Origin of the sequence: Streptomyces sp. NBC_00996 (assembly GCF_045162675.1) — a bacterium.
GTDB lineage: Bacteria > Actinomycetota > Actinomycetes > Streptomycetales > Streptomycetaceae > Streptomyces.
In genome coordinates, this window is sequence record NZ_CP108723.1 from 6,935,825 (window position 1) to 6,962,300 (window position 26,476).

Annotated in this window: 24 protein-coding genes; 11 read left to right on the forward strand and 13 right to left on the reverse strand. The window is 71.5% G+C overall.

Annotation, left to right across the window (positions count from 1 at the left end):
* Nucleotides 1-1,458: an aldehyde dehydrogenase family protein gene (locus OG390_RS32620; RefSeq protein WP_406172954.1), complete on the reverse strand. Its 1,458-nt coding sequence runs from the start codon at nucleotides 1,456-1,458 to the stop codon at nucleotides 1-3.
* Nucleotides 1,459-1,463: 5 nt separating this feature from the next.
* Nucleotides 1,464-2,420, reverse strand: coding sequence for a deoxyribose-phosphate aldolase (deoC, locus tag OG390_RS32625; protein WP_406172955.1), 957 nt, complete (start codon nucleotides 2,418-2,420; stop codon nucleotides 1,464-1,466).
* Nucleotides 2,421-2,675: 255 nt separating this feature from the next.
* On the opposite strand from deoC, the gene OG390_RS32630 reads away from it, so the two are divergent.
* Entirely contained in the window at nucleotides 2,676-3,356 is a 681-nt protein-coding gene (locus OG390_RS32630) for a PH domain-containing protein (RefSeq protein WP_406172956.1), read from the forward strand.
* 27 nt (nucleotides 3,357-3,383) lie between these two features.
* Nucleotides 3,384-3,602 (forward strand): hypothetical protein, encoded by a 219-nt coding sequence (locus OG390_RS32635; RefSeq protein ID WP_406172957.1) that lies wholly within the window; start codon nucleotides 3,384-3,386, stop codon nucleotides 3,600-3,602.
* A gap of 10 nt (nucleotides 3,603-3,612) precedes the next feature.
* On the opposite strand, the gene OG390_RS32640 is transcribed toward OG390_RS32635, so the two are convergent.
* The 4 genes from OG390_RS32640 to OG390_RS32655 form a co-directional block, all read right to left on the reverse strand.
* The gene (locus OG390_RS32640; RefSeq protein ID WP_406172958.1) at nucleotides 3,613-4,842 is read right to left on the reverse strand and encodes a hypothetical protein; all 1,230 of its coding nucleotides are present in this window, start codon (nucleotides 4,840-4,842) and stop codon (nucleotides 3,613-3,615) included.
* A gap of 400 nt (nucleotides 4,843-5,242) precedes the next feature.
* The gene (locus OG390_RS32645) at nucleotides 5,243-6,883 is read right to left on the reverse strand and encodes a phospho-sugar mutase (RefSeq protein ID WP_406172959.1); all 1,641 of its coding nucleotides are present in this window, start codon (nucleotides 6,881-6,883) and stop codon (nucleotides 5,243-5,245) included.
* 448 nt (nucleotides 6,884-7,331) lie between these two features.
* Nucleotides 7,332-8,156, reverse strand: coding sequence for a purine-nucleoside phosphorylase (locus tag OG390_RS32650; RefSeq protein ID WP_406172960.1), 825 nt, complete (start codon nucleotides 8,154-8,156; stop codon nucleotides 7,332-7,334).
* 389 nt (nucleotides 8,157-8,545) lie between these two features.
* Nucleotides 8,546-8,983, reverse strand: a complete 438-nt coding sequence (locus OG390_RS32655) for a gamma-glutamylcyclotransferase (protein ID WP_189191684.1) — start codon at nucleotides 8,981-8,983, stop codon at nucleotides 8,546-8,548.
* A gap of 107 nt (nucleotides 8,984-9,090) precedes the next feature.
* Between OG390_RS32655 and OG390_RS32660 the strand changes: the two genes are divergently transcribed.
* Together OG390_RS32660 and OG390_RS32665 are read left to right on the forward strand one after the other, a co-directional pair.
* A complete protein-coding gene (locus OG390_RS32660; RefSeq protein ID WP_406172961.1) occupies nucleotides 9,091-10,539 on the forward strand; it encodes an NAD(P)H-quinone dehydrogenase in 1,449 nt (482 codons plus the stop codon).
* A 167-nt stretch (nucleotides 10,540-10,706) separates the two neighbouring features.
* Nucleotides 10,707-11,675, forward strand: coding sequence for a DeoR/GlpR family DNA-binding transcription regulator (locus tag OG390_RS32665; protein WP_406172962.1), 969 nt, complete (start codon nucleotides 10,707-10,709; stop codon nucleotides 11,673-11,675).
* Between the two features lie 95 nt (nucleotides 11,676-11,770).
* On the opposite strand, the gene OG390_RS32670 is transcribed toward OG390_RS32665, so the two are convergent.
* Both OG390_RS32670 and OG390_RS32675 read right to left on the reverse strand, forming a co-directional pair.
* Nucleotides 11,771-12,388: a TetR/AcrR family transcriptional regulator gene (locus tag OG390_RS32670; protein ID WP_406177983.1), complete on the reverse strand. Its 618-nt coding sequence runs from the start codon at nucleotides 12,386-12,388 to the stop codon at nucleotides 11,771-11,773.
* A 313-nt stretch (nucleotides 12,389-12,701) separates the two neighbouring features.
* Entirely contained in the window at nucleotides 12,702-14,474 is a 1,773-nt protein-coding gene (locus tag OG390_RS32675; RefSeq protein WP_406172963.1) for an acetyl/propionyl/methylcrotonyl-CoA carboxylase subunit alpha, read from the reverse strand.
* Between the two features lie 355 nt (nucleotides 14,475-14,829).
* Between OG390_RS32675 and OG390_RS32680 the strand changes: the two genes are divergently transcribed.
* Nucleotides 14,830-15,324 carry a hypothetical protein gene (locus tag OG390_RS32680; protein ID WP_406172964.1) on the forward strand — a complete coding sequence of 165 codons (495 nt, stop codon included), beginning with the start codon at nucleotides 14,830-14,832 and terminating at the stop codon, nucleotides 15,322-15,324.
* Here OG390_RS32680 and OG390_RS32685 read toward each other — a convergent pair whose 3' ends face one another.
* Together OG390_RS32685 and mmpB are read right to left on the reverse strand one after the other, a co-directional pair.
* On the reverse strand, nucleotides 15,325-15,945 hold the full coding sequence (locus tag OG390_RS32685) for a Maf family protein (RefSeq protein ID WP_406172965.1): 621 nt from the start codon (nucleotides 15,943-15,945) through the stop codon (nucleotides 15,325-15,327).
* Between the two features lie 22 nt (nucleotides 15,946-15,967).
* Nucleotides 15,968-16,096 (reverse strand): morphogenic membrane protein MmpB, encoded by a 129-nt coding sequence (mmpB, locus tag OG390_RS32690; RefSeq protein WP_268240534.1) that lies wholly within the window; start codon nucleotides 16,094-16,096, stop codon nucleotides 15,968-15,970.
* Between the two features lie 175 nt (nucleotides 16,097-16,271).
* Here mmpB and OG390_RS32695 point away from each other — a divergent pair, with 175 nt between their 5' ends.
* Nucleotides 16,272-17,411: an SGNH/GDSL hydrolase family protein gene (locus OG390_RS32695; RefSeq protein ID WP_406172966.1), complete on the forward strand. Its 1,140-nt coding sequence runs from the start codon at nucleotides 16,272-16,274 to the stop codon at nucleotides 17,409-17,411.
* On the opposite strand, the gene OG390_RS32700 is transcribed toward OG390_RS32695, so the two are convergent.
* A complete protein-coding gene (locus OG390_RS32700; RefSeq protein ID WP_399089232.1) occupies nucleotides 17,408-17,617 on the reverse strand; it encodes an acyl-CoA carboxylase epsilon subunit in 210 nt (69 codons plus the stop codon). The genes OG390_RS32695 and OG390_RS32700 overlap by 4 nt on opposite strands.
* A gap of 36 nt (nucleotides 17,618-17,653) precedes the next feature.
* On the reverse strand, nucleotides 17,654-19,252 hold the full coding sequence (locus tag OG390_RS32705; RefSeq protein ID WP_399089229.1) for an acyl-CoA carboxylase subunit beta: 1,599 nt from the start codon (nucleotides 19,250-19,252) through the stop codon (nucleotides 17,654-17,656).
* A gap of 136 nt (nucleotides 19,253-19,388) precedes the next feature.
* Here OG390_RS32705 and OG390_RS32710 point away from each other — a divergent pair, with 136 nt between their 5' ends.
* Both OG390_RS32710 and OG390_RS32715 read left to right on the forward strand, forming a co-directional pair.
* Nucleotides 19,389-20,267, forward strand: coding sequence for a biotin--[acetyl-CoA-carboxylase] ligase (locus OG390_RS32710; RefSeq protein ID WP_406172967.1), 879 nt, complete (start codon nucleotides 19,389-19,391; stop codon nucleotides 20,265-20,267).
* 397 nt (nucleotides 20,268-20,664) lie between these two features.
* Nucleotides 20,665-21,747, forward strand: coding sequence for an adenylate/guanylate cyclase domain-containing protein (locus OG390_RS32715; protein WP_406177985.1), 1,083 nt, complete (start codon nucleotides 20,665-20,667; stop codon nucleotides 21,745-21,747).
* Here OG390_RS32715 and OG390_RS32720 read toward each other — a convergent pair.
* Nucleotides 21,744-22,433 (reverse strand): hypothetical protein, encoded by a 690-nt coding sequence (locus OG390_RS32720; protein ID WP_406172968.1) that lies wholly within the window; start codon nucleotides 22,431-22,433, stop codon nucleotides 21,744-21,746. The two genes, OG390_RS32715 and OG390_RS32720, sit on opposite strands and share 4 nt — an antisense overlap.
* Nucleotides 22,434-22,645: 212 nt before the next feature.
* On the opposite strand from OG390_RS32720, the gene OG390_RS32725 reads away from it, so the two are divergent.
* From OG390_RS32725 to hutH, 3 genes are all read left to right on the forward strand, one after another.
* Nucleotides 22,646-23,452 (forward strand): enoyl-CoA hydratase/isomerase family protein, encoded by an 807-nt coding sequence (locus tag OG390_RS32725; RefSeq protein WP_406172969.1) that lies wholly within the window; start codon nucleotides 22,646-22,648, stop codon nucleotides 23,450-23,452.
* A gap of 82 nt (nucleotides 23,453-23,534) precedes the next feature.
* A complete protein-coding gene (locus tag OG390_RS32730; protein WP_406172970.1) occupies nucleotides 23,535-24,686 on the forward strand; it encodes a diguanylate cyclase domain-containing protein in 1,152 nt (383 codons plus the stop codon).
* Nucleotides 24,687-24,802: 116 nt separating this feature from the next.
* A complete protein-coding gene (hutH, locus tag OG390_RS32735) occupies nucleotides 24,803-26,341 on the forward strand; it encodes a histidine ammonia-lyase (protein ID WP_406177987.1) in 1,539 nt (512 codons plus the stop codon).
* Nucleotides 26,342-26,476 lie beyond the last annotated feature (135 nt).

Consider the following 26,476-nt stretch of genomic DNA (forward strand, 5'->3'; position numbering starts at 1 on the left):
TTATCGCTCGCCCTCCGGGCTCGACGGGGCGAGGTACGCCTCCAGGCCGTGACGACCGCCCTCGCGGCCGAAGCCCGACTCCTTGTAGCCGCCGAACGGCGAGGTCGGGTCGAACTTGTTGAACGTGTTGGACCAGATGACGCCCGCGCGGAGCTTGCTCGCGACGGCCAGGATCCGGGAACCCTTCTCGGTCCAGATGCCCGCCGAGAGGCCGTACTGGCTGTTGTTGGCCTTGGCGACCGCCTCGTCCGGAGTGCGGAAGGTGAGGACCGAAAGGACCGGGCCGAAGATCTCGTCGCGGGCGATGGTGTGCGCCTGGGTGACGTTCGTGAAGAGCGTCGGGGCGAACCAGTAGCCGGAGGAGGGGAGTTCACAGGCCGGGGACCAGCGCTCGGCGCCCTCGGCCTCGCCCTGCTCGACGAGCGAGGTGATGCGTGCGAGCTGCTCGGCGGAGTTGATGGCGCCGATGTCGGTGTTCTTGTCGAGCGGGTCGCCCAGGCGCAGCGTCGAGAGGCGGCGCTTGAGCGACTCCAGCAGCTCGTCCTGGATCGACTCCTGGACGAGCAGGCGGGAGCCGGCGCAGCAGACCTGGCCCTGGTTGAAGAAGATGCCGGTGACGATGCCCTCGACGGCCTGGTCGATGGGGGCGTCGTCGAAGACGATGTTCGCGCCCTTGCCGCCGAGTTCGAGGGTGACCTTCTTGCTGGTCCCGGCGACCTGGCGGGCGATCGCCTTGCCCACGGCGGTGGAACCGGTGAAGGCGACCTTGTTCACGTCGGGGTGCTCGACGAGGGCGGCACCCGTGTCGCCGTACCCCGGAAGGATGTTGACGACGCCCTTGGGCAGGCCCGCCTGGCGGCAGATGTCCGCGAAGAACAACGCCGACAGGGGAGTGGTCTCCGCGGGCTTCAGGACGACCGTGTTGCCGGTCGCGAGCGCCGGGGCGATCTTCCAGGCGAGCATCAGCAGCGGGAAGTTCCAGGGGATGACCTGGCCGGCCACGCCCAGCGGCCGCGGGTTCGCGCCGAAGCCGGCGTGGTCGAGCTTGTCGGCCCAGCCCGCGTAGTAGAAGAAGTGCGCGGCGACCAGGGGGAGGTCGGCGTCGCGGGTCTCCTTGATGGGCTTGCCGTTGTCCAGCGTCTCCAGGACGGCGAGCTCGCGGGAGCGCTCCTGGATGATCCGGGCGATGCGGAACAGGTACTTGGCGCGCTCGGAGCCGGGCAGCACCGACCACTTCTCGAAGGCCTTGCGGGCGGCCTTCACGGCGCGGTCGACGTCCTCGTCGCCGGCCTGGGCGACCTCGGCGAGGACCTCTTCGGTGCTCGGGCTGACGGTCTTGAAGACCTTGCCGTCGGCGGCCTCGGTGAACTCGCCGTCGATGAACAGCCCGTACGACGGGGCGATGTCGACGACGGAGCGGGACTCGGGCGCCGGTGCGTACTCGAATGCGGATGCCATGATGATCAGTCCACCGTCACGTAGTCGGGGCCGGAGTAGCGGCCGGTGGCCAGCTTCTGACGCTGCATCAGCAGGTCGTTCAGGAGCGAGGACGCGCCGAAGCGGAACCAGTGGTTGTCCAGCCAGTCCTCGCCCGCGGTCTCATTCACCAGGACCAGGAACTTGATGGCGTCCTTGGTGGTGCGGATGCCGCCGGCGGGCTTCACGCCGACCTGGATGCCGGTCTGGGCGCGGAAGTCGCGGACGGCTTCCAGCATCAGGAGGGTGTTCGCCGGCGTCGCGTTGACGGCCACCTTGCCGGTGGAGGTCTTGATGAAGTCGGCCCCGGCCAGCATGCCGAGCCAGCTCGCGCGCCGGATGTTGTCGTACGTCGAGAGCTCACCGGTCTCGAAGATGACCTTCAGGCGGGCGGCGCCCGAGGCCTCCTTCACGGCGACGATCTCGTCGTACACCTTCAGGTAATTGCCCGCGAGGAAGGCCCCGCGGTCGATGACCATGTCGATCTCGTCGGCGCCCGCGGCGACGGCGTCACGCACGTCGGCCAGCTTGACGTCGAGCGCGGCGCGGCCCGCCGGGAAGGCGGTGGCGACGGAGGCGACCTTCACGCCGGAGCCGGCGACGGCCTCCTTGGCCACGGCCACCATGTCGGGATAGACGCAGACCGCGGCCGTGGTCGGCGTCGTACGGTCGGTCGGGTCCGGGTGAACCGCCTTGGCGCCGAGCGCCCGGACCTTGCCCGGGGTGTCCGCGCCTTCCAGCGTCGTCAGGTCGACCATCGAGATGGCGAGGTCGATCGCGTACGCCTTCGCGGTGGTCTTGATGGAACGGGTGCCGAGCGAGGCGGCGCGCGCCTCCAGGCCGACCGCGTCGACGCCGGGCAGCCCGTGGAGGAAGCGGCGCAGCGTGCTGTCGGACGCGGTCACGTCGCCGAGTGCTTGTGCAGCGTGTGCAGTGGTGGGCATGGTCACCAGCCGAGCATATCTACGCGCGTAGCGGCTGTACACCCCCGGGTACGGAGGTGGGAGTTGTTCCGCCCCTCGGGGAGCGCCCCGCAGGGGGGCGCCGGGAACTGCGACCAGCCCCCACCCAAGCACTGCCAAAAGACGACCGGGGGTCTGGGGGCGGAGCCCCCGGGTGTCGGGAATGGGCAGGGGCGGAGGGGGCGAAAAACCCACCACCCACCAGCCCCGCCGCAGACGTCCGGCACAATCGGGACCATGAGCACCCCCGACCCCCAGCCCCCCGTACCGGACGCCTCGAGACCCGAGTCGAAGGACCGGATCTACCGGTCGCCCGCCGGTATCGCGGGCGGCGCCCTGCTGCTGATCATCGCGGGCTGGCTCGGCATCGACGCGCTGATCTCGGGCCACGGCCGCACCCCCTGGCTGGCCCTCGCCGCGCTGATCCTCATCGTCCCGTTGGTGTCCGCCTTCACCCTGCGCCCCGCGGTCTACGCGAACGAGGACCGGCTGCGCATCCGCAACCCGTTCCGCGTGATCGTGCTGCCCTGGGGCAAGGTCGCCGCCCTGCGCTCCAGCTACTCGAACGAGGTGGTCGACACCTCCGGCACGAAATACCAGCTGTGGGCGATCCCCGTGTCGCTGCGCGCCCGCAAGAAGGTGGCCAAGCAGCAGGCACGGGGCGCGGCGGGGGCCAACGGCGGCGGTCGTATGTCCCAGATCGGCCGCACGTCCGCGTTCGGCCGTCCGTCGTCGGTCCACGCCGAGCCGACCCGCGCCCAGACCGACCAGATCATGGACGACCTGCGTGAACTGTCCGAGGCCCGGGCGGCCACCGAGGGCGCGCAGGGCGAGGTCAGCGTGCGGTGGGCGTACGAGGTGATGGGGCCCGCGATCGCGGGCGCGATCCTGCTGGCCGTCCTGCTGGCGCTGGGCTGACCGGCCCTTCAGGACGCCGGCGCACGCGTGAGGACGTCGGCACACGCGGAATTCACAGGCGGCTCGGCTACATACGGGACAACCACCCGGCCCGAGAGGACGGCCGCCGAGATCACCGCCATGTGGCGGGACCCGGCCCTGCGGCCGACCGCCGAGAGCGGTGAGCGCGAGCGGGGGCGGCGGTTGTGGCGGCTGGCCGTGGTGTTCGGCGTGGTGTGGGTGGCGACGACCGTGCTGCTCCCGTAGCGGCCACGGTTCACGGCGCGCTCGGCCACACCAGCGCCATGTACGCGCTGCAGTAGGCCGAGCCCAGTACCGCGGCCGTCAGGCTCACTGCCCGGAAACGCGGCGAGGCGCGGGCGAGGTACAGGGCCGCCGGGAGCAGGAGCGGGAAGCCGGGGAGGAGGAAACGGGCGCGGGGGAAGTAGACGCCGCCGCTGCCCAGGACGATGAGCAGCAGGACCCCGGTGAAGACGAGCAGGGGGAGCGGCTGGCGGTCCCATGCGGAGAGGACGTAGAGCGCCACCGACGCGAGCAGCGTGACGCTCACCATCACCAGGAACAGCTCGGGCGTCGAGTCGGCCCCGAGTACCTCCCGCAGCCGGCGCACGGTCTCCACGCCGCCGTCCCACTCGTTGTGCCACAGTCGCTGTACGGCGAAGTAGCCGTCCCAGCGGCCCAGGCGCAGGCCGACCCAGCCCACGTACGCGAGCCAGCCGGCCGGGGCGAGGGCGGCGGCCGCGAGGGCGCGTGCCGAGAAGCCGTTGCGGAGCGAGAGCAGGGCCGCCACGGTGACCGCCGCCGCCACCGCGATGCCCGTCGGGCGGGTCAGCCCCGACAGCGCCGCCAGCGAACCCGCCCACAGCCAGCGCCCGGTGAGCACCCCGTACAGCGACCACGCGGCGAACGCCGTGAACAGCGACTCCGTGTAGCCCATCCACTCGACCAGGCCCACCGGGAGAGCCGCCCACAGGACGGTCAGCAGCACGCCCGCCCGGCGGCCGTGCAGATGGCTGCCGACCGAGTGGATTCCCCACGCGGCGAGGAACGAGCACGCGATGGCGATCGCCCATCCCGTCGTCGCGCGGGTGCCCGGCGTCAGCGCCGCGGCCGCTTTGACCAGTACGGGGTAGAGCGGGAAGAAGGCGAGGTTGTTCGCGTCGTACGCGGTGCCCAGGTGGTGGGTGTAGCCGTGATCGGCGATGCCCAGGTACCAGTCCGCGTCCCAGTGTGTCGCCAGGATCGGCCAGACGCCGTGGTGCCGGCGGTGGGCCCACACGGCGAGCGCGAGCAGGCCGGTGACGCGGACGGCCGCGTAGGCGAGGAGGGCGGGGGCCGCGCGGTGCAGATGGGCGCGGACTCTGGCCGCGGGAGTGGCTTTCCGGGGTGGGCGCCGGGTCTTCGGGGTCTTCGGTGCCCTCGGGACGAGTCGGCTTTGGGCGTTCCGGGGTGGGGCGGATGTCGGCCGGGAAGCGGTCGAGGGCACGCGGCAGCTCCTGGGACTCGGTGGTGCGCTACCGGTAACCGTTCCTCGGTCTTCCGGCAGCGCACGGGAGCGCTGCGTCAACTGCCGTGCGGAAATCACCCGCCAGAGCGACCGGGGGTGCCTGGGCGGGCTCGCCGGACAGAACGATCAGGGTGTGCCGGTGCGGACCCACCGGTCGGTGGGCCCGCACCGACGGCCCGCAGGTCGGTGGGTCCGTATCGACGGCCCGCAGGTCGGTGGGTCCGTATCGACGGCCCGCAGGTCGGTGGGTCCGTATCGACGGCCCGCAGGTCGGTGGGTCCGTATCGACGGCCCGCAGGTCGGTGGGTCCGTATCGACGGCCCGCAGGTCGGTGGGTCCGTATCGACGGCCCGCAGGTCGGTGGGTCCGTATCGACGCGTCAGATACCGGCCGCCGCCGACAGGTCCCGCTTGATCGCCGACAGCAGCTCGGCGGCCTTCGCGTGGGCGGCGGGGAGGTGGTCCCGGGTGCCCACGGGCACCACGACCTCCAGGTAGCACTTCAGCTTCGGCTCCGTGCCGCTCGGGCGGACGATGACGCGGGCGCCGTCCAGCGTGTAGCGCAGACCGTCCGTCGGCGGCAGCCTGTCCGTGCCCTTGGTGAGGTCCTCCGCCTTCGTGATCGCCAGACCGGCGAGCCGCGTCGGCGGCTGCTCGCGCAGGCGCCGCATGGCGTTCGCGATGATCGACAGGTCCTCCACGCGGACCGAGAGCTGGTCGGTGGCGTGCAGGCCGTACGCGACGGCGATGTCGTCGAGGAGGTCGAGGAGGGTCCGGCCCTGCTCCTTGAGCTCGGAGGCCAGCTCGGTGACGAGGAGGGCGGCGGTGATGCCGTCCTTGTCGCGTACGCCGTCCGGGTCGACGCAGTAGCCCAGCGCCTCCTCGTACCCGTACCGCAGACCCTCCACGCGCGCGATCCACTTGAAGCCGGTGAGGGTCTCCTCGTACGGCAGGCCCGCCTTCTCGGCGATCCGCCCGAGGAGGGACGAGGACACGATCGACTCCGCGAAGGTGCCTCGCGCTCCGCGTCGCACCAGGTGCTCGGCGAGCAGCGCGCCGACCTCGTCGCCGCGCAGCATCCGCCAGTCACCTCCTTCCTTGCCCCCCTTCACTGCCACCGCGCAGCGGTCGGCGTCCGGGTCGTTCGCGATGATCAGGTCCGGGTCGGTCTCGCGGGCCTTCGCGAAGGAGAGGTCCATCGCGCCGGGCTCTTCCGGGTTGGGGAAGGCGACGGTGGGGAAGTCCGGGTCGGGCTCGGCCTGTTCGGCGACCAGGACGGGGGTGGGGAACCCGGCCCGGGCGAAGGCCGCGAGCAGCACGTCCTTGCCGACGCCGTGCATCGCCGTGTAGACGGTGCGGGCGCTGCGCGGCGACCCCTGCGCCAGTACGGCGTCCGTACGGGCCAGGTAGGCCTCCAGGACGCCCTCGTCGAGGGTTTCCCAGCCGGAGTCGGGGCGCGGGACCGTGCCGAGGCCGGTGATGGCGTCGATCTCGGCGGCGATCTCCGCGTCCGCCGGGGGAACGATCTGCGAGCCGTCGCCCAGGTAGACCTTGTAGCCGTTGTCGCGGGGCGGGTTGTGGCTGGCGGTGACCTCCACGCCGGCGGCCGCGCCGAGGTGCCTTATGGCGTAGGCGAGTACGGGGGTGGGGAGCGGGCGGGGCAGTACGGCGGCGCGCAGCCCCGCACCCGTCATCACGGCCGCGGTGTCGCGGGCGAAGTCCGCGGACTTGTGCCGGGCGTCGTATCCGATGACGACGAGGCCGTCCGTCTGCCCCTTGCCCTTCAGGTACGCGGCGAGACCGGCGGCGGCACGGATGACCACGGAGCGGTTCATGCGCATCGGGCCGGCGCCGAGTTCTCCTCTGAGGCCGGCGGTGCCGAACTGGAGGGTGCCGCTGAAGCGGGCGGCGAGCTCTGCGACGTCTTTGGCGTCGATGAGCTCGGCGAGTTCCTCACGGGTCTCCGCGTCGGGGTCCTCGGCCAGCCACGCCTCGGCCCGTGCGATGAGTTCGTCCTGCACCTCGGGTGCACCTCTCTCTTCGTTCGTACGTTGCTGTGTGCGCCGGGTTTGTCCCGCCCACGCCGCCCCTACCCCATCCCGTCCCCCGAGGGCTCCGCCCCCAGACCCCCGTATCGGCCTGAACCGCCTCGCCCCGAACACCGGACGGGCTGAAGACCTCCGGCCCCGGCGGGCGGGAGATTCAGCCCCTGCGGCGCATGAGGAGCGGGGACTGGGGGTCGGCCCCTTGCTCGGGTGCGGGGCAGCGCCCCTTGGCGGGTCCTGGGGGCTGAGCCCCAGGGGGCACTGGGGGTGTCCCCCGGCGGGGACGGGGGCGGAGCCCCGGGCAGGGATCCGGAGGGCAACGCCCCCCGACGGGGTCTGGGGCGAAGCCCCGGGAGGAAGGGACGGGTAAGGGCGGAGGGGGCGATGAAACCCGTTGTACGGCGCTCGCGCCCGTTGCCCTCGCCTACAGGCGGTCCAGGACCTGCGTCAGAAGCTCACCCATGCGGGCGGCCGAGTCGCGGCCCGCCTGGAGGACCTCTTCGTGGTTGAGGGGCTCGCCCGTCATGCCGGCAGCGAGGTTGGTGACCAGGGAGATGCCCAGCACCTCGGCACCCGCCTCACGCGCGGCGATGGCCTCGAGGGTCGTCGACATGCCGACGAGGTCCGCACCGATGACCCGCGCCATCCGGATCTCGGCCGGCGTCTCGTAGTGCGGCCCGGGGAACTGCGCGTAGACGCCCTCTTCCAGGGTGGGGTCGACCTCCTTGCACAGGGCGCGGAGACGCGGCGAGTACAGGTCGGTGAGGTCCACGAAGTTCGCCCCGACGATCGGCGACGTCGCCGTCAGGTTGATGTGGTCGCTGATCAGCACCGGCTGACCGGGGCGCATGCCCTCGCGCAGACCGCCGCAGCCGTTGGTCAGCACGACGGTCTTGCAGCCGGCGGCGACGGCGGTCCGCACGCCGTGCGCGACGGCGGCGACCCCGCGGCCCTCGTAGTAGTGGGTGCGGCCCAGGAAGACCAGGGCACGCTTGTCGCCGATCTTGTACGAGCGGACCGTGCCGCCGTGGCCCTCGACCGCCGGCGGGGGGAACCCGGGCAGCTCCGTGACCTGGAGCTCGGCCTCGGGGGAGCCGAGCGCGTCCACGGCCGGCGCCCAGCCGGAGCCCATCACGAGGGCGACGTCGTGGGTCTCTGCGCCTGTGAGCTCACGCAGGCGCGCGGCGGCGGCGTCGGCGGCGGCGTAGGGGTCGCCCTGGATGTCGTCCGGAAGAAGAGATGCGTTCACGCGCATGAGGGTAGCCGGTTCGGGCCTACGCGCGTAGATGACAGAGCTCACGGTCTTGCGATCGTTGTCTTGTCGTTTCCAACAAGGAGCACCGAGAGGCAGGGCGGAGACGCCGGCGAAAGAGGGCACCGACTCAAGGGGCCGAACGGGTGGGCGGGCGGGAAACGCGCCGCGGAGCGGCGAAGGGCGGGGCCTGTTGAGCAGGCCGATCGGGCGGGCGGGCGAACTCGCCGCGGAGCGGCGCAGCACGGTGCGTGCTCGGCGGGCCGATCGGGTGGGAAGACCCGCCGCGGAGCGGCGTAGCAGAGTGCCTGGTCAGCGCGCCGATCGGGCGGGCGGCTGGGCGAACCCCGCCGCGGGGCGGCGCGGCAGCCCCGCACGGGCAGAGCTCAGCAGGGCCGCTTGCGGAGCTCCATGACGTAGTCGTGGGGCGCCCCCGCAGACTCCGCCGCGTCGGCGATCTCCCCGAGATACCGCGCCGAGGGGAGCCCTCCCTCGTACCCGTTCAGTACGTACACCCACGCCGGCTCCTCCCCCTCCAGCGTGTGCACACGGACGCGCATCCGCCGGTAGATGTCGAGGCCCACGCCCTCCCACCGGTCCATGGAGTCCTCGTCCAGGGGTGCGATGTCGTACAGCGCCACGAAGACCTGGGACCGCGGTGCCTCGACGATCGTCGCGAGCGCGCCTTCCCAGCCCATGTGCTCGCCCCCGAACGTCAGCCGCCAGCCGTTCAGCCAGCCGGTGGCGCGCAGCGGCGAATGCGGAGCGCGGCGCGTCATGAGCCGCGGGTCGAGATTGCCGGCGTACGCGGCGTAGAGCGACATGGGGTCGAGGGTACGGCAGGTACACGTACGCCTCTCGCGTAACAGAAGCAGCTCGGATGCAAGGACTCCGGGCCCCTGGGCGGAAGCACCTTGAAGCGTGCGGGACAATGGAGTACGTGACTCGGATCGTGATCATTGGTGGCGGACCCGGCGGATATGAAGCGGCGCTGGTGGCCGCGCAGCTCGGCGCGGAGGTGACCGTCGTCGACTGCGACGGTCTGGGCGGGGCGTCGGTGCTCACCGACTGCGTGCCGTCGAAGACTCTTATCGCTACGGCCGAGGTGATGACCACCTTCGACTCCTCGTACGAGGAGCTGGGGATCATCGTCGCCGACGACACGCCACCCATGGAGCAGGCGGCCCGGGTGGTGGGCGTCGATCTCGGCAAGGTCAACCGCCGTGTGAAGCGCCTGGCGCTCGCGCAGTCGCACGACATCACGGCTTCGGTGACGCGCGCCGGCGCCCGCGTCCTGCGCGGTCGCGGCCGGCTCGAGGGCATGCAGGCCCTGGACGGCTCGCGCAAGGTCGTCGTACGCGCCGCGGACGGCACCGAGGAGACGCTCACCGCCGACGCCGTCCTCATCGCCACCGGCGGCCACCCCCGTGAGCTCGCCGACGCCCAGCCCGACGGCGAGCGCATCCTGAACTGGACCCAGGTGTACGACCTCGACGAGCTGCCCGAGGAGCTCATCGTGGTCGGTTCCGGTGTCACCGGCGCCGAGTTCGCCGGCGCCTACCAGGCACTCGGCTCCAAGGTCACTCTCGTCTCGTCCCGCGACCGTGTGCTGCCCGGTGAGGACCCGGACGCCGCCGCCGTCCTCGAGGACGTCTTCCGCCGCCGCGGCATGAATGTCATGGCGCGCTCCCGCGCCGAGTCCGCCAAGCGGGTCGGCGACCGGGTCGAGGTCACGCTCTCCGACGGCCGGGTCATCAGCGGCTCGCACTGCCTGATGGCTGTCGGCGCCATTCCGAACAGCAGCGGGATGGGCCTGGAGGAGGCCGGGGTCAAGGTCAGGGACTCCGGGCACATCTGGACCGACAAGGTCTCGCGCACCACCGCTCCCGGCGTGTACGCGGCCGGTGACGTGACCGGCGTCTTCGCCCTCGCGTCCGTCGCCGCCATGCAGGGACGTATCGCCATGTACCACTTCCTGGGCGACGCGGTGGCCCCGCTGAACCTGAAGACGGTCTCGTCCAACGTCTTCACCGACCCGGAGATCGCCACCGTCGGCTACTCGCAGGCCGACGTCGACGCGGGCAAGATCGACGCCCGGGTCGTCAAACTCCCCCTCCTGCGCAACCCGCGCGCCAAGATGCAGGGCATCCGCGACGGCTTCGTCAAGATCTTCTGCCGCCCTGGCACCGGCATCGTGGTGGGCGGTGTCGTCGTGGCTCCGCGTGCCTCGGAACTGATCCATCCGATCTCGATCGCGGTCGACAACAATCTGACGGTCGAACAGATCGCGAACGCGTTCACCGTGTACCCCTCCCTGTCGGGCTCGATCGCCGAGGTGGCTCGGCAGTTGCACACACGGAAGACCGCGGGCGAGGGCTGAGGCGTATCGACGACTCTCCGCTGGTCACGGGGAGTTGTCGACCATTCGTACGACATAGGCGGCGCGAGTGGGCGCGTATACCACTTCGCGCCCTGTCATGCGAACAACTTCTGTTATTCGGCGCAAACTGCTGAAAGCAGACGGTCGTTGGGGTTACTGTCAGTTTCGTGTTCGCTGCAGAACGTCGCCAATTGATCCTCGAAATGGTGCGAGCGAATGGAGCCGTGTCGCTCCGTGAGCTCGCCCGCGTCGTCCAGACCTCCGAAGTGACCGTACGGCGGGACGTGCGCGCACTGGAGGCAGAAGGACTCCTCGACCGCCGGCACGGCGGTGCGGTATTGCCGGGCGGGTTTACGCGGGAGTCCGGCTTTCCGCAGAAATCGCATCTCGCGACCGCCGAGAAGACGGCCATCGCCGATCTCGCCGCGGGTCTCGTCGAAGAGGGCGAGGCCATCGTGGTGGGCGCGGGTACGACCACGCAGGAGCTGGCTCGCCGGCTCGCGCGGGTGCCCGGGCTGACCGTCGTCACCAACTCCCTCCTGGTGGCCCAGGCGTTGGCCCACGCCAACCGTGTGGAAGTCGTGATGACCGGTGGCACCCTGCGCGGTTCCAACTACGCGCTGGTCGGCTCCGGTGCCGAGCAGTCCCTCCAGGGGCTGCGGGTCTCCCGGGCCTTCCTCTCCGGGAGCGGGCTGACCGCCGAGCGCGGGCTCTCCACGTCCAACATGCTGTCGGCCTCGGTCGACCGCGCGCTGGTCCAGGCCGCCGCCGAGGTCGTCGTCCTCGCCGACCACACCAAGCTCGGTACCGACACGATGTTCCAGACCGTGCCGACCGACTTGATCACCCGCCTGGTCACGGACGAGCCACCCGGGCACGACGACCGCGCGGTCACCGAACTGCAGGCCGTGGCCGACCAGGGCGTACAGATCGCGGTGGCCGGGTCATCGGCCTCGGGCGGCGCGGGAGGCGATCCCGTCCCGGCGGGGCGCCAGCCACGCCGGGACGTACCGCTCCCCGGCCCCCGCCGCGGCCAGCCGATCCCCGGCGCAGGCCCCCAGCTACGCAGCGCCACTGCCTTGGGCGACCAGCCCCAACCGGAACGCGCCAGGGTCGCCGACCTCCGCCGCCGCTGACCTCCTCCCCCCAAGGGCGGAGGGGTGGGCAGACGTGGGCCACGAAGTGACCGCGATGCTCGGCTTCACGTGGCCCGGAATCGCCGAAGGACACCTCAGGGCTTCAGGCCCCGTAGCGTCAGGGTCAAGAGGCGGTTGGCCAGTTGCGGCTCGTCCGGGGTTTCCTCGGCCGCCAACGCGATGGCGTTGGTCAGCTGGAGGAGGTCGCCGATGGAGATGTCAGGACGTACCGCGCCTGCCTTTTGTGCGCGGAGCAGCAGGGCGCTGCCCGCCTCGTGCATCGGGCCGCTGCATCGAGCGAGGTCCGAACCGTTGTCCTGCGAGGCCGACATGAGGGCGCGGGAGAGGCCGCGGTACTCGCTCGCGTGGGTGATGATGTCGCGCAGCCAGTCCACGAGGGCGGCGCACGGCTGAGGGGCGTCGAGGAGTTCGCGCGAGCGGGCCAGCAGCGCGTCGACCGCGTCCTGGAAGACAGCGCTCATGAGGGCGTGCCGGTTCGGGAAGTGGCGGTACAGCGTGCCGATTCCCACGCCCGCGCGCCGGGCCACGTCCTCCAGGGACGCGCCGGTGCCGTGCTCGGCGAAGGCGGACCGCGCCTCGGCGAGCAGCCGTTCGTAGTTGCGCCGGGCGTCGGCACGCATGGCGCGCGGCACCTCGGGGTGCTCCACGGGGCCCTGTGTCCCCGCTCTCTCAGGTGCGGTCGCGCCCGCCATGGCATCCACCTGCCCTCTCCTGCCGCGCGGCTGCGGTCCAGCATGCCATCAGGGGCTCCCGAGCGGCTCCAGCATGCCATCGGGGGCCCCTGAGCGGCTCCCCGGGCTGGGCGAAAGCCGCCCCTGCTTCGAGTACGTCCCTGCGGCTCGGCCCCCTGCGCATCGTTTTGTACGCCCCTTTTTGTACGCCCTTTTGCGTCCCTTGGCGGAGCAGCAGCGGGAGGGCCACCGGGACGGGGGAGAACGAAGCGCCCGGTGGACTGGCTGGTCCAGTCCACCGGGCGCTTCGGGGTGTCACAGGGAGACCTGCGGATCAGTCCTTGATCTCACAGATGGCGGCGCCGGAGGTGACGGAGGCGCCGACCTCCGCGGTGAGGCCCTTGATGGTGCCGGAGCGGTGGGCGTTGAGGGGCTGTTCCATCTTCATGGCTTCCAGGACGACGACCAGGTCGCCTTCGTTGACCTGCTGGCCTTCCTCGACGGCGACCTTGACGATGGTGCCCTGCATGGGGGAGGCGAGGGTGTCGCCGGAGGCGACCGGGCCGGACTTCTTGGCGGCGCGGCGCTTGGGTTTGGCGCCGGCGGCCAGGCCGGTGCGGGCCAGCGACATGCCCAGCGAGGACGGCAGGGAAACCTCCAGGCGCTTGCCGCCGACCTCGACGACGACGGTCTCGCGGCCCGGCTCCTCGTCGGTCTCGGCGTCGGCGGGGGCCGCGAACGCGGAGATCTCGTTGACGAACTCGGTCTCGATCCACCGGGTGTGGACGGTGAAGGGGTCCTGGCTGCCGGTGAGCTCGGGGGCGAACGCCGGGTCGGTGACGACCGCGCGGTGGAAGGGGATCGCGGTCGCCATGCCCTCGACCTGGAACTCCGCCAGCGCGCGGGCGGCCCGCTGCAGGGCCTGCTCACGACTGGCGCCGGTGACGATCAGCTTGGCCAGCAGGGAGTCCCAGGCCGGGCCGATGACACTGCCGGACTCCACGCCCGCGTCCAGTCGCACGCCCGGTCCCGAGGGCGGGGCGAAGGCGGTGACGGTGCCGGGGGCGGGCAGGAAGCCTCGGCCGGGGTCCTCGCCGTTGATGCGGAACTCGAAGGAGTGGCCGCGCAGTTCGGGGTCGCCGTAGCCCAGTGGTTCGCCGTCGGCGATGCGGAACATCTCGCGGACCAGGTCGATGCCGGCGACCTCTTCGGTGACCGGGTGCTCGACCTGCAGGCGGGTGTTGACCTCCAGGAAGGAGATCGTGCCGTCCTGGCCGACGAGGAACTCCACGGTGCCCGCGCCGACGTAGCCGGCCTCCTTCAAAATCGCCTTGGAGGAGGAGTACAGCTCCGCCACCTGGGCGTCGGAGAGGAACGGGGCGGGGGCCTCCTCGACCAGTTTCTGGTGGCGGCGCTGCAGGGAGCAGTCACGGGTGGACACCACGACCACGTTGCCGTGGCGGTCGGCCAGGCACTGCGTCTCCACGTGCCGGGGCTTGTCCAGGTAGCGCTCCACGAAGCATTCGCCGCGCCCGAAGGCTGCGACCGCTTCACGGACCGCGGACTCATACAGCTCGGGCACCTCTTCCAGCGTCCGGGCGACCTTCAGACCGCGTCCGCCACCGCCGAAGGCGGCCTTGATGGCGATGGGCAGGCCGTGCTGCTCGGCGAACGCGACGACCTCCTCGGCCCCGCTCACCGGGTCGGGGGTGCCGGCCACCAGCGGGGCACCGGCGCGCTGGGCGATGTGCCGGGCGGCGACCTTGTCACCGAGGTCGCGGATGGCCTGCGGCGGCGGGCCGATCCAGATCAGGTCCGCGTCGAGAACGGCCTGCGCGAAGTCCGCGTTCTCGGAAAGGAAGCCGTAACCCGGATGAATGGCATCCGCGCCGGAGTCCTTGGCGGCCTGCAGCACCTTGGCGATGTCCAGGTAACTGGTGGCCGGGGTGTCACCGCCCAACGCGAACGCTTCGTCCGCCGCACGGACATGCAGAGCGTCCCGGTCCGGTTCCGCATAAACGGCAACGCTCGCGATCCCGGCATCCCGGCACGCCCGGGCCACGCGGACAGCGATTTCGCCACGGTTGGCGATGAGCACCTTGCGCACGATGGCTCCCTCCTTGAAACAAGCCGAGTTTAGGGACTGCCGACACGGCTTCTCGACCCGTCCCCAATGGTGAGCTTGCCCACACGGAGCGTGATGCGAGGCTCGCCCGACCCTCAAAATCCCTTGTCGCACCGTGGCACGCAGGAATCCTTCCCTGAACCCTAGCCCTCCAATGTGGCCAAGGTCTCTGTGACTCCGTGCTGCGGCCCACAACGTTTCTTTGTGGAGTCCCTACGAATGGCCCAACGATTCTTTGCCTTCGGCAGAACCCTTGTCCGGGGGTTTACCCGTTAGTAGCGTTCGGGATGTACCGAACGTACTTGGGGTAACAGCACTCGGAAGTGGGTGGGGACCGGTGGTGCGCAGACCGGTGGCGTGGGTGGCGGCGATCGTGCTCTTCGTGGAAGCGATCGGAATCGCGCTGCTGAACTGGTTCCTCGGCGTCGTCGTCGACCGTCAGGACATGTCCTTGGCGGGTCTCGACTCGGACATGATGTCCGTGTCGTCGAAGGTCGGGGGCCTGGTCTTCGGGCTCTACTTCGCGGCGTGCGGCTTCGCGGCCCTGCTGGTCGCCCTCCGGGACCGCGCCCCTCGCCTCTTCGGCCGCATCCTGCTGATCAGCGCCGCCGTCGTGCACGCCCTGCTCGGCGCCTTCACGGTGGGCCTGGTGGGCTGGGGGGCGTTCGCCTTCATGATGGTCGTGCTCGGGCTGATCGTGTTCACCCTCATGGCGTACGACCGCCGGGAGGCCACCGGCGGCCCCGCCGACGCCGCGCCCGAGGACGGCAAGAACGGCGACAACGGAGGTGGAGCTCCGGTCGCCGCTCCACCGGCCCCGTCGGCCTCCTGATCACTTCTCCCGCGGCGTCCACAACTCCGTGATGCCGATGCCCAGTTCGGCCAGCAGGCGGCGTACCAGCGGCAGCGAGATCCCGATGACGTTGCCGTGGTCGCCGTCGATGCCCTCGATGAACGGCGCCGAGCGGCCGTCGAGCGTGAACGCACCCGCCACGTAGAGGGGTTCGCCCGAGGCGACGTACGCGGCGATCTCGGCGTCGGTCGGGTCGCCGAAGCGGACCACGGTGGACGCTGTCCCGGAGGCGTAGCGCTTGGCCGCCGTGTCGTAGATGCAGTGACCCGTCTGTAGGGTCCCGGCCCGGCCGCGCATCGACTTCCAGCGGGCGGTGGCCTCCTCGGCGTCCGCGGGCTTGCCGAGCGCCTCGCCGTCCAGGTCGAGCACCGAGTCGCAGCCGATCACCAGCGCGCCCTGGACCTCGGGCTTGGCCGCCACGACGGAGGCCTTCGCCTCGGCCAGCGCGAGCGCGAGTTCGGCGGGGGTGGGCGCGGTCACGGCGTCCTCGTCGACTCCGCTCACGATCACCTCGGGAGCGAGTCCGGCCTGCCGCAGCAGGTTGAGCCGGGCGGGGGACTGCGAGGCGAGCACGAGGCGGCGGCGCGGCTGATCGGTCATGCGGTCAGGGTATCGGCGTACCTCACCTGATGCCGAGGACGATCATCGCGAGCACCATGGCCAGCGCCATGAGAACGCCCAGGCGCCGCAACATGTCCTGCATGTCGCGGAGTTCCTTGGGAGGTTCGTCCTCCGGGTCGGACCACAGCATGTCCTCGATCGTGCGGCGGCAGTGGCCCCGGGCGCCTGAGTACGCGTACTCAACTTGCGTACGCCGTGTGTAAATGGGGCTGGGGTTTCTTTAGTGGGCGAGCGCCTGCTACGGTCGTGAGCATTGCTAAAGGAACTCTGGTCCCCTTTAGTGGGATCTTCGGGAGGCAACTGCCGTGTTCACCACCGCCTGGACCGCATCGCCCCAGCTCCCCAGCGAAGGCTTCACTCCCAACTGGTCGCGGGAGGGTTTCTGGCGTCAGTCGCTGCGTCAGGCCGTACGTCTCACCGTCGGCGGCGACCGGATCCGAGTCCGGCTCTCGAACGCGTACGGAACCTCGGCGCTGCGGATCGCCGGCGCCACCGTGGCGCGTGCGGGCGAAGCGGCCGCCGTCGAGGCGGGCTCGGTGCGCCGGCTCACCTTCCAGGGGGCCACCGGTGTCGAGATCGCGGCGCGCGGGCCCGTCGTCAGCGATCCTGTCGAACTCGCCCTGGAATCCCTGGAGTCGGTGGCCGTCACCCTCCACCTCGACGCCGTCACGGGGCCCGCGACCTTCCATGCACAAGCCTTCGCGACCAGCTACCGGGGTGCGGGGAACCGCCTCGACGACATCGACGGTCAGGGCTTCGGTGAGGCGACCGAGTCCTGGTACTTCCTCTCGGCCGTCGAGGTCGACGCGGGCGGGCGTACGGACGCCGTCGCGCTCTTCGGGGACTCCATCACCGACGGCTTCGGCTCGACCCCGGACGCGAACCGCCGCTGGTCCGACGCGCTCGCCGAACGCACCGGCCGGCCCGTGCTGAACGCGGGCATCGGTGGAAACCTGCTCCTCAACGACTCCGCCTGGTACGGCGAGAAGGGCGTCCACCGCCTCGGACGGGACGTCCTCGACCACCTGGGTGTGGACACGCTCGTCGTGCTCCAGGGCCTCAACGACATCGGCTTCAGCGAGACGGACGAGCAGCCGACGTACCGGCCCGCTCCGGTCGTCGAGACCGACGAACTCATGGACGGATACCGGGAGTTGATACGCCAGGCCCGCGCCCGGGGGCTACGGGTGATCGGCGCGACCCTGCTGCCCTTCGGCGGTTCCGACCACTGGGGCGAGCACGCCGCGAAGGTGAGCCACGAGGTGAACGAGTGGATCCGCCGCTCGGGGGAGTGGGACGCGGTGGTGGACCTGAACCGCGTGCCGGCCGATCCGGCCGATCCGGACCGGCTGCACCCCGCCTACGACTTCGGCGATCACCTGCACCCGAACGACGCGGGATACGCGGTGATGGCCGAAGCCGTGGCGGACCTGCTGCGCAACTAGTCGGGCCAGTACGTGCGGCCCCACGCCGTCGGGCCCGGCCGGCGTAGCCGGTGCGCGGCGATGCGGGCCGGGTCGGCCCAGGAGTCCCGCGGGCCGGGCGCGCCGGACGGGGTGGAGGCCGCCGCCGCGGCGCGCGCCCTGACCACCGCGAGTGCGGCGGCCAGCTCCTCCGGGGTCGGATTGCCCCGTACGACCTTGATCGTCATGTCTGCTCCCAAGAATGATCCGGGTCCACAGGGGGCTCAGAGGGGGATGTTGCCGTGCTTCTTCGGAGGAAGTGATTCCCGCTTGGTGCGCAGCTGACGCAGACCGCGTACGACGTGGGAGCGGGTCTGGGACGGCATGATCACACCGTCGATGTAGCCGCGCTCGGCCGCCGTGTACGGGTTCAGCAGGGTGTCCTCGTACTCCTGGATCAGCCGGGCCCGGGTCGCCTCCTGCTCGGCTTCCGGCGCTGCCGCGATGGTGCGGCGGTGCAGGATGTTCACCGCGCCCTGCGCGCCCATGACGGCGATCTGGGCGGTCGGCCAGGCGAGGTTGAGGTCGGCGCCCAGGTGCTTGGAGCCCATGACGTCGTAGGCGCCGCCGAAGGCCTTGCGGGTGATGACCGTGATCAGGGGGACGGTGGCCTCGGCGTACGCGTAGATCAACTTGGCGCCGCGGCGGATGATGCCCGTGTGCTCCTGGTCGACGCCCGGGAGGAAGCCGGGCACGTCGACGAAGGTGAGGACGGGAACGTTGAAGGCGTCGCACGTCCGCACGAACCGCGCGGCCTTCTCCGAGGCGTCGATGTCGAGGCAGCCGGCGAACTGCATCGGCTGGTTGGCGACGATGCCGACGGGGTGGCCCTCCACCCGCCCGAAACCGGTGAGGATGTTCGGCGCGAACAGCGGCTGCGTCTCGAAGAACTCGGCGTCGTCCAGGACGTGCTCGATCACCGCGTGCATGTCGTAGGGCTGGTTCGCGCTGTCCGGCACGATCGTGTCCAGCTCGCGGTCCTCGTCGGTGAGGGCGAGGTCCGCCTCCTCCGGGAACACCGGGGGTTCGCTGAGGTTGTTGGACGGCAGGTACGACAGCAGCTGCTTGACGTAGTCGATGGCGTCCTTCTCGTCGCCCGCCATGTGGTGGGCGACGCCCGAGACCGCGTTGTGCGTGCGCGCACCGCCGAGCTCCTCGAAGCCGACGTCCTCGCCGGTGACCGTCTTGATGACGTCCGGGCCGGTGATGAACATGTGCGAGGTCTGGTCGACCATGATCGTGAAGTCGGTGATCGCGGGGGAGTAGACCGCGCCGCCCGCGCAGGGCCCGACGACGAGCGAGATCTGCGGAATCACACCCGAGGCGTGCGTGTTCCGCCGGAAGATCTCGCCGTACATGCCCAGTGCGCTGACGCCCTCCTGGATGCGGGCGCCGCCGGAGTCGTTGATGCCGATGACCGGGCAGCCGGTCTTCAGCGCGAAGTCCATGACCTTCATGATCTTCTGGCCGAAGACCTCGCCGAGGGCGCCGCCGAAGACGGTGAAGTCCTGCGAGAACACGGCGACCGGGCGGCCGTCGACCGTGCCGTACCCGGTGACGACACCGTCGCCGTACGGGCGGTTCTTCTCCAGCCCGAAGTCGGTCGACCGGTGCCGTGCGAACTCGTCGAACTCGACGAACGAACCCTCGTCCATCAGCAGCTCGATGCGCTCACGGGCCGTCAACTTGCCCTTGGAGTGCTGCTTTTCGACGGCGCGCTCCGAGCCGGCGTGCGTCGCCTCTTGGATGCGGCGCTGCAAGTCCGCGAGCTTGCCCGCGGTGGTGTGGATGTCGGGGTGTTGCAGCTCTTCCGGCTCGGACATCGGGATGCGGCTCCCTGCCTGCTCTAGGGGGACGTGAGGGTGAGGTGCTCAGAAGGGGGGCTTGCTACTCATCCGTAGCGTAGTGGGGTGCCTACCGTTCGGCAGTGCGGCGTTTACCACACCTAGGGTGGGTTGCATGACGCCGCGAGATGCATCAGACGCGAACGACAACGCGAACGGCAATCGATGGTCCGACCTGGATCGTCCGCCGCTGAACGAGGCCTCACTGCGCCGGGCGCTGGTCCGCGGGGACGGGCTCTGGCGCGATGTCGAGGTGGTCCAGCGCACCGGATCCACCAACTCCGACCTCGTCGCCCGGGCCACCGAGGGGAAGGCCGAGGAGGGCGCCGTCCTCGTCGCCGAGGAACAGAACGCCGGGCGCGGTCGCCTCGACCGCCAGTGGACCGCGCCCGCGCGCTCGGGACTCTTCTTCTCCGTCCTGCTCAAGCCCACCCAGGTCGCCGTCGAACGCTGGGGCTGGCTGCCGCTGCTCACCGGCGTCGCCGTCGCGACGGGTCTCTCGCGCGCCGTCGGCGTCGACACGGCACTCAAGTGGCCCAACGACATCCTGGTAACCGTCGGCGAGGAGGAGCGGAAGGCCGGAGGCATCCTCGCGGAGCGGGCGGGCACCGACGCGGTGGTGATCGGCATCGGCATCAACGTCACGCTCCGCGAGGACGAACTCCCCGTGCCCGGGGCCGGCTCCCTCGCCCTGGCGGGCGCGGTGTCCACGGACCGTGACACCGTGCTGCGGGCCGTGCTCCGCTCCCTGGAGCAGTGGTACGAGCGCTGGCGCGGCGTCGAGGGCGACCCGGCCGCGTCCGGCCTTCAGGAGACGTACGCCGCCGGGTGCGCGACGCTCGGCCGCTCCGTCCGGGCCGAGCTGCCCGGGGGGCGGTCGATCACCGGGGAGGCGGTGGCCGTGGACGGGGACGGGCGGCTGGTCATCGCCACCGAGGAGGGTGTGCAGGAGCCGGTGGGGGCGGGGGACGTGGTGCACCTGCGGGCGGTGTAGGGATGGTTTCTCGTCCGCGTCGCCCCTGCCCGTCCCGACCCCCGTTCAGCGGCGCGGAGAGCTGCGCGATCTTGTGGCGGGAGGCTGGAAGCAGCAGCCCCCAGAGACGGGACGGGCAGGGGTGGAGGGGGCGAGAAACCTCCCGGTCTCGGCCCCGGCGTCAGGAGTGAGCCAGCGCACACCTGCCGTAGAGTTGAGCGCGGTCGATACCTGACCGCGGCAGATCGGAAGGGCAGCAGGCGTGACCGTCGACGACACCGGCTCCGACACGGGTGCCCACCCCGCCCCCGACGGCGAGCCGGGCCGTACCGCCGAGTCGGTCACCGACGCATCCCTCGCCGGGGTTGAAGCAGGCGCCGGAGCGGGGCCCGACGCACGGTCCGGCACGGACGGCCGGGTGGATGTGCACCTCGACCCGGACTCCGGAGGTGACCCGCTGGCGCTGCGCCTGGAGGGGCTCATCCTCGGTGCCGAGCGCCGTTACACCCCCTTCCAGGCGGCCCGCAGCGCGGGTGTCTCCGTGGAACTGGCCACCCGCTTCTGGCGGGCGATGGGCTTCGCCGACATCGGGCAGGCCAAGGCGCTCACGGAGGCCGACGTGCTCGCGCTGCGTCGACTCTCCGGTCTCGTCGAGGCGGGCCTGCTCAGCGAGGCGATGGCCGTCCAGGTGGCGCGCTCCACGGGGCAGACCACCGCCCGGCTGGCCGAGTGGCAGATCGATTCCTTCCTGGAGGGACTGACCGAGCCGCCGGAACCCGGGATGACGCGCACCGAGGTGACGTACCCGATCATCGAGCTGCTCCTGCCCGAGTTGGAGGAGTTCCTCGTCTACGTCTGGCGGCGCCAGCTCGCCGCCTCGGCCGGCCGCGTCATCCAGGCCGCCGACGACGAGGAGATGGTCGACCGGCGCCTCGCCGTCGGTTTCGCCGACCTCGTCGGGTTCACTCGGCTGACCCGCCGCATGGAGGAGGAGGAGCTCGGCGAACTCGTCGAGGCCTTCGAGACGACCGCCGCAGACCTGGTCGCCGCGCACGGCGGGCGGCTCATCAAGACGCTCGGCGACGAGGTGCTGTACGCCGCCGACGACGCCGGTATCGCCGCCGAGATCGCGCTGCGGCTCATCGAGACGATGGCGAACGACGAGACGATGCCGGAGCTGCGCGTCGGCATCGCCTTCGGCACGGTGACCACACGGATGGGTGACGTGTTCGGCACCACCGTGAACCTGGCGAGCCGCCTCACGTCCATAGCGCCCCGTGACGCGGTCCTGGTGGACGGCGCCCTCGCGGAGGAACTGATCCGCACCGGGGACGCGCCCGCCTCCGAGGCGGACGCCGCCGAGGCCGCTGCCGCGGCGGAGAAGGAGGGCGAGGAACCGCCCTCCTACCGCTTCGCCCTCCAGCCGATGTGGCAGCGCCCGGTCCGTGGCCTCGGTGTGATCGAACCCTGGCTGCTCGCCCGCCGGGACGCCGAGTCCTAACGAGGGCCGATCGGCGCCGCCAGACCGTTCACACAGATCCCGACGATCGGCACACACACGCCCGGGGGATCCGGGTGCGGGGTCGGACCCTGGGTCGTCGTGCTCGGGGCGGGCTGCGGAGCCGCCGGAGCGGTCGCGGCCGGGGGCGGCGTGGTCATCGGGGCGGTCGGAATGCCCGTGGTGTCCGGTGCGCTGGTCGCGGCGGCACTCCCGTGCGGTGAGGGGAACGACGCGGGCGTGGTCGGCGACGGTGTCGGTACGACGCTTACGCCCGCGGTGGGCGTCGCGCTCGACGCGCCCATCGCGGCGGTCGCCGTGGCGGCGTCGGGGTGTGCGGAGGGCACGGCCTCGACGGTGGTGACGGCGTTGCCCGCGGTGTCCGTGACGGTCGCCCCTGTCGGCTCGGCCTCCGCGCTGCCCCCACCGCCGATCACCGACTCCGGCGTCATCCGCACAAAGCTCAACACCCCCGCGGCGAGCGCGAGTCCACCCACGGCGAAGAGCACCCGCCGCGGGCGGGGCCTGCGGTGCCGCCCGCGGACGGGGCGGACCGGTGGGCTGTCGTCGGCCGCGGGCCGCGCCGCTGTGCCGTAGGCCGCCCGGGGAGCCGTCGGCCGCGCCGTTGGATGCGTGCGTCGCGGCTCCGGTCGGGTCTTCGTGACCTGCGTCGTCTCTCGGTTCGTCATGGTCGTCCCTCCCCAATGTGCCCGCGTCCCCCGAATACGCCGGCGGTGCGCAGGTTATGTGCCGATTCGGGGTGACGGGCGGAAGTTGGGCGGGATGTCACTCGAACGGGGAGACGGGGAGACGGGGGTGCGGGGGGCGGCTTTCGTCGGACGACGTCGGCTGCGATGATCGGGGCGTCGGTTTGTTAACCCGCGTTAACCGGGAGGGTGCCATGGCGGAGCAAGGGGACGAGCGGCGGTTCGGGGAGTTCGTCGTCGTACGGCGGCATGCGTACGTCGCGGAGCTCGCCCTCGACCGGCCCAAGGCCATGAACGCCGTGTCCACGGACATGGCCCGGTCCATCGCCGGTGCCTGCGCGACGCTCGCCGCCGACCGCGACGTGCGCGTGGTCGTGCTGACCTCCACCCATGAGCGCGCCTTCTGCGTCGGCGCCGACCTGAAGGAGCGGAACTCGTTCACCGACGCCGACCTGGTGCGGCAGCGCCCGGTCGCGCGGGGCGCGTACACCGGGGTCCTGGAGCTGCCGATGCCGACCGTCGCCGCCGTGCACGGTTTCGCGCTGGGCGGCGGGTTCGAGTTGGCGCTGTCGTGCGACCTGATCGTGGCCGACCGTACGGCGGTCGTCGGGCTGCCCGAGGTGTCCGTCGGGGTGATCCCCGGCGGGGGCGGTACGCAGCTGCTGCCCCGCCGGGTCGGGGCCGCGCGGGCGGCCGAGCTCATTTTCTCGGCGCGGCGGCTGGAGGCGGTCGAGGCGCGGGAGTTGGGGCTGGTGGATGAGCTCGTGGACGAGGGGCGGGACAGGGCGGAAGCCCTCGCGCTTGCCGCGCGCATCGCCCAGAACTCGCCCGTTGGGCTACGGGCGGCCAAGCGTGCGCTGCGTCTCGGGCAGGGCCTCGACCTCCGTGCGGGGCTCGAGGTCGAGGACGCCGCCTGGCGGTCCGTCGCCTTCTCGGGGGACCGGGCGGAGGGTGTCGCCGCCTTCAACGAGAAGCGCAAGCCGCAGTGGCCGGGGGAGTAGAACCCGCCCCGAACCGCCGCCCCGGACCCCTGTTCGCCGTATCAATGTCCCGAAATGCTGCAGTTTTACCTAGCCTGGGGTGATGGGTGAGGACAGACGGCTGAGGGCCGTGGTGGCGCTGGCGCAGGGGATGGCGGCGGCACACACCCCGCGCGACTCGTGGCGAGCCGCGGCGCTCGGCGCATGTCACGCGCTGGCCGGAAGCTTCGCCGCGCTCTCGGTGTGGGAGCGCGAACTCGGCAGGCTGCGGGTGCTCGTCAACGTGGGCGAGCGGACCGAGGGCGAGGACGAGTTCCCCGACGGGGAGGCCTACCCCGTGCACCAGTTCCCGGAGATCACCGAGTTCCTGCACGAACGCTGGGCCGGGGGCGGCGGGCCCAATGCCTGGGTGGAGACGGCGGACGGCCCGGCGGGCGGCCACGCCGGGTACTGCCATCAACGCGTCGCAGCCCTGCGCCGCCGCGGCCGCGGCTGCTGCGTCGTCGCGCCGATCGTCCTGCACGGCCGCGCGTGGGGTGAGCTGTATGTGGCCCGCCCGGCCGCGGCCCCCGCCTTCGACCGGGCCGACGCCGACTTCGCGACCGTCCTCGCCTCCGTCGTCGCGGCCGGGATCGCCCAGACCGAGCGTCTGGAGGAGGCCCGGCGGCTGGCGTTCACGGACGCCCTCACCGGGCTCGCCAATCGCCGTGCCGTGGACGTCCGCCTCGACGAGGCCGTCGAGCGGCACAGGGGCGACGGGGTCGTGGTCAGTCTCGTGGTCTGTGACCTCAACGGGCTCAAGCGGGTCAACGACACCCGCGGGCACGCGGTCGGCGACCGGCTCCTGGAGCGGTTCGGATCGGTGCTCTCCCTGTGTGGGGCGATGCTCCCGGGCACCCTCGCGGCCCGTCTCGGCGGTGATGAGTTCTGCCTGCTGGCGGTGGGCCCGGCGGCGGACGAGGTCGTCCGTATCGCCGACGAACTGTGCCGCCGCGCCGCCGAGATGGAGCTGGGGGAAGGAGTGGCGTGCGGGGTCGCCTCGACCGAGGATCCGATCGGCCCGGTGCGCTCGGCGCGGCGGCTGTTCCGGCTGGCCGACGCCGCCCAGTACCGGGCCAAGGCCGTGCGCGCGGCGAAGCCCGTCGTCGCCGGGCGCGAGGGCCCCGACGACCCGGTCGTGCGTCTCGCGGACGCGCCGTCGCCCACGGAAGGGGAGCGCCGCCGCTTCCGCGGACGTCACGAACCCCGTCCGTGACCTTGGCCGGCGCCCTGCTCCCGGGCGCCCGTTGTGACGTACGTCGAAGTAAGGGGTAAACCGGCGACCCACTAGTGACATCATCGAATTCACTGCGTACGCTCCTGAATATGGATATGCACACTGTGGTGGTGGGGACGTCCGGGGTGACCGCGTCCGATGTTCTCGCCGTGGCGCGCCACGGCGCCCGGATCGAGCTCTCCGACGAGGCGGTGGCGGCCCTCGCCGCGGCCCGCGAGATCGTCGACGCGCTGGCGGCCAAGCCGGAGCCCGTCTACGGCGTCTCCACCGGTTTCGGCGCCCTCGCGACCCGGCACATCAGCCCGGAGCTGCGCGCCCAGCTGCAGCGCAACATCGTCCGCTCGCACGCCGCCGGCATGGGCCCGCGCGTGGAGCGCGAGGTCGTCCGCGCGCTGATGTTCCTGCGGCTCAAGACCGTCTGCTCGGGGCACACGGGCGTGCGGCCCGAGGTCGCGCAGACCATGGCGGACGTCCTCAACGCCGGCATCACCCCGGTCGTGCACGAGTACGGCTCGCTCGGCTGCTCCGGCGACCTGGCGCCGCTGTCCCACTGTGCGCTCACGCTCATGGGTGAGGGTGACGCGGAGGGCCCGGACGGTGTCGTACGGCCCGCGGGCCAGCTGCTCGCCGAGGCCGGCATCGCGCCCGTCGAACTGCGCGAGAAGGAAGGTCTCGCCCTCCTCAACGGCACCGACGGCATGCTCGGCATGCTGGTCATGGCTCTCGCCGACCTGGAGACGCTCTACAAGTCGGCGGACGTCACCGCTGCCCTCTCCCTCGAAGCCCTCCTCGGGACGGACAAGGTCCTCGCGCCCGAGCTGCACGCCATCCGCCCGCACCCCGGACAGGGCGCCAGCGCCGCCAACATGCTGGCGGTGCTGAAGGGTTCGGAGCTCACCGGGCACCACCAGGACGGCGCCCCGCGCGTCCAGGACGCCTACTCCGTGCGCTGCGCCCCGCAGGTCGCGGGCGCCGGACGTGACACCCTCGCCCACGCCCGTACGGTCGCCGAGCGCGAGCTCGCCTCCGCCGTCGACAACCCGGTCGTGCTGCCGGACGGCCGGGTCGAGTCGAACGGCAACTTCCACGGCGCCCCGGTCGCGTACGTCCTCGACTTCCTCGCCATCGCGGCCGCCGACCTCGGCTCCATCGCCGAGCGCCGCACCGACCGCCTCCTCGACAAGAACCGTTCGCACGGTCTGCCGCCGTTCCTCGCGGACGACGCCGGTGTCGACTCGGGCCTGATGATCGCCCAGTACACGCAGGCCGCGCTGGTCAGCGAGATGAAGCGGCTCGCCGTACCGGCGTCCGCGGATTCCATCCCGTCCTCCGCGATGCAGGAGGACCACGTCTCCATGGGCTGGTCGGCCGCGCGCAAGCTGCGTACGACCGTGGACAACCTGACCCGGATCGTCGCGATCGAGCTGTACGCCGCCACCCGCGCGATCGAACTGCGCGAGGGCCTGACCCCCGCCCCGGCGTCGCAGGCGGTCATCGAGGCCGTCCGCGCGGCCGGCGTCCAGGGCCCCGGCTCGGACCGCTTCCTCGCCCCCGACCTGGAGACCGCGGACGCGTTCGTGCGCGGTGGCCACGTGGTGACGGCGGTGGAGTCGGTGACGGGTCCGCTGGCCTAGCGGCAGTCCGTCGTACGTGGAGGGGGCCGCCGTCGGCTACGGTGGCCCCCGTCACATCGGCGCCTCTCGGTGCCGGAGGGCGGCCCGAGGTGTGATACTGTCGCGTTGATACGTTTTTGGTACCCATTTACTTTG

What these genes read in the sequence shown, in the direction of transcription:
- OG390_RS32720 (WP_406172968.1), bottom strand. Translation starts at nt 22,433, where the DNA reads ATGACGAACCGAGAGACGACGCAGGTCACGAAGACCCGACCGGAGCCG.
- mmpB (WP_268240534.1), bottom strand. Translation starts at nt 16,096, where the DNA reads ATGCTGTGGTCCGACCCGGAGGACGAACCTCCCAAGGAACTCCGCGAC.
- hutH (WP_406177987.1), top strand. Translation starts at nt 24,803, where the DNA reads ATGCACACTGTGGTGGTGGGGACGTCCGGGGTGACCGCGTCCGATGTT.
- OG390_RS32670 (WP_406177983.1), bottom strand. Translation starts at nt 12,388, where the DNA reads ATGGCGGGCGCGACCGCACCTGAGAGAGCGGGGACACAGGGCCCCGTG.
- OG390_RS32685 (WP_406172965.1), bottom strand. Translation starts at nt 15,945, where the DNA reads ATGACCGATCAGCCGCGCCGCCGCCTCGTGCTCGCCTCGCAGTCCCCC.
- OG390_RS32620 (WP_406172954.1), bottom strand. Translation starts at nt 1,458, where the DNA reads ATGGCATCCGCATTCGAGTACGCACCGGCGCCCGAGTCCCGCTCCGTC.
- deoC (WP_406172955.1), bottom strand. Translation starts at nt 2,420, where the DNA reads ATGCCCACCACTGCACACGCTGCACAAGCACTCGGCGACGTGACCGCG.
- OG390_RS32710 (WP_406172967.1), top strand. Translation starts at nt 19,389, where the DNA reads ATGACGCCGCGAGATGCATCAGACGCGAACGACAACGCGAACGGCAAT.
- OG390_RS32705 (WP_399089229.1), bottom strand. Translation starts at nt 19,252, where the DNA reads ATGTCCGAGCCGGAAGAGCTGCAACACCCCGACATCCACACCACCGCG.
- OG390_RS32700 (WP_399089232.1), bottom strand. Translation starts at nt 17,617, where the DNA reads ATGACGATCAAGGTCGTACGGGGCAATCCGACCCCGGAGGAGCTGGCC.
- OG390_RS32725 (WP_406172969.1), top strand. Translation starts at nt 22,646, where the DNA reads ATGGCGGAGCAAGGGGACGAGCGGCGGTTCGGGGAGTTCGTCGTCGTA.
- OG390_RS32630 (WP_406172956.1), top strand. Translation starts at nt 2,676, where the DNA reads ATGAGCACCCCCGACCCCCAGCCCCCCGTACCGGACGCCTCGAGACCC.
- OG390_RS32655 (WP_189191684.1), bottom strand. Translation starts at nt 8,983, where the DNA reads ATGTCGCTCTACGCCGCGTACGCCGGCAATCTCGACCCGCGGCTCATG.
- OG390_RS32730 (WP_406172970.1), top strand. Translation starts at nt 23,535, where the DNA reads ATGGGTGAGGACAGACGGCTGAGGGCCGTGGTGGCGCTGGCGCAGGGG.
- OG390_RS32660 (WP_406172961.1), top strand. Translation starts at nt 9,091, where the DNA reads ATGGAGTACGTGACTCGGATCGTGATCATTGGTGGCGGACCCGGCGGA.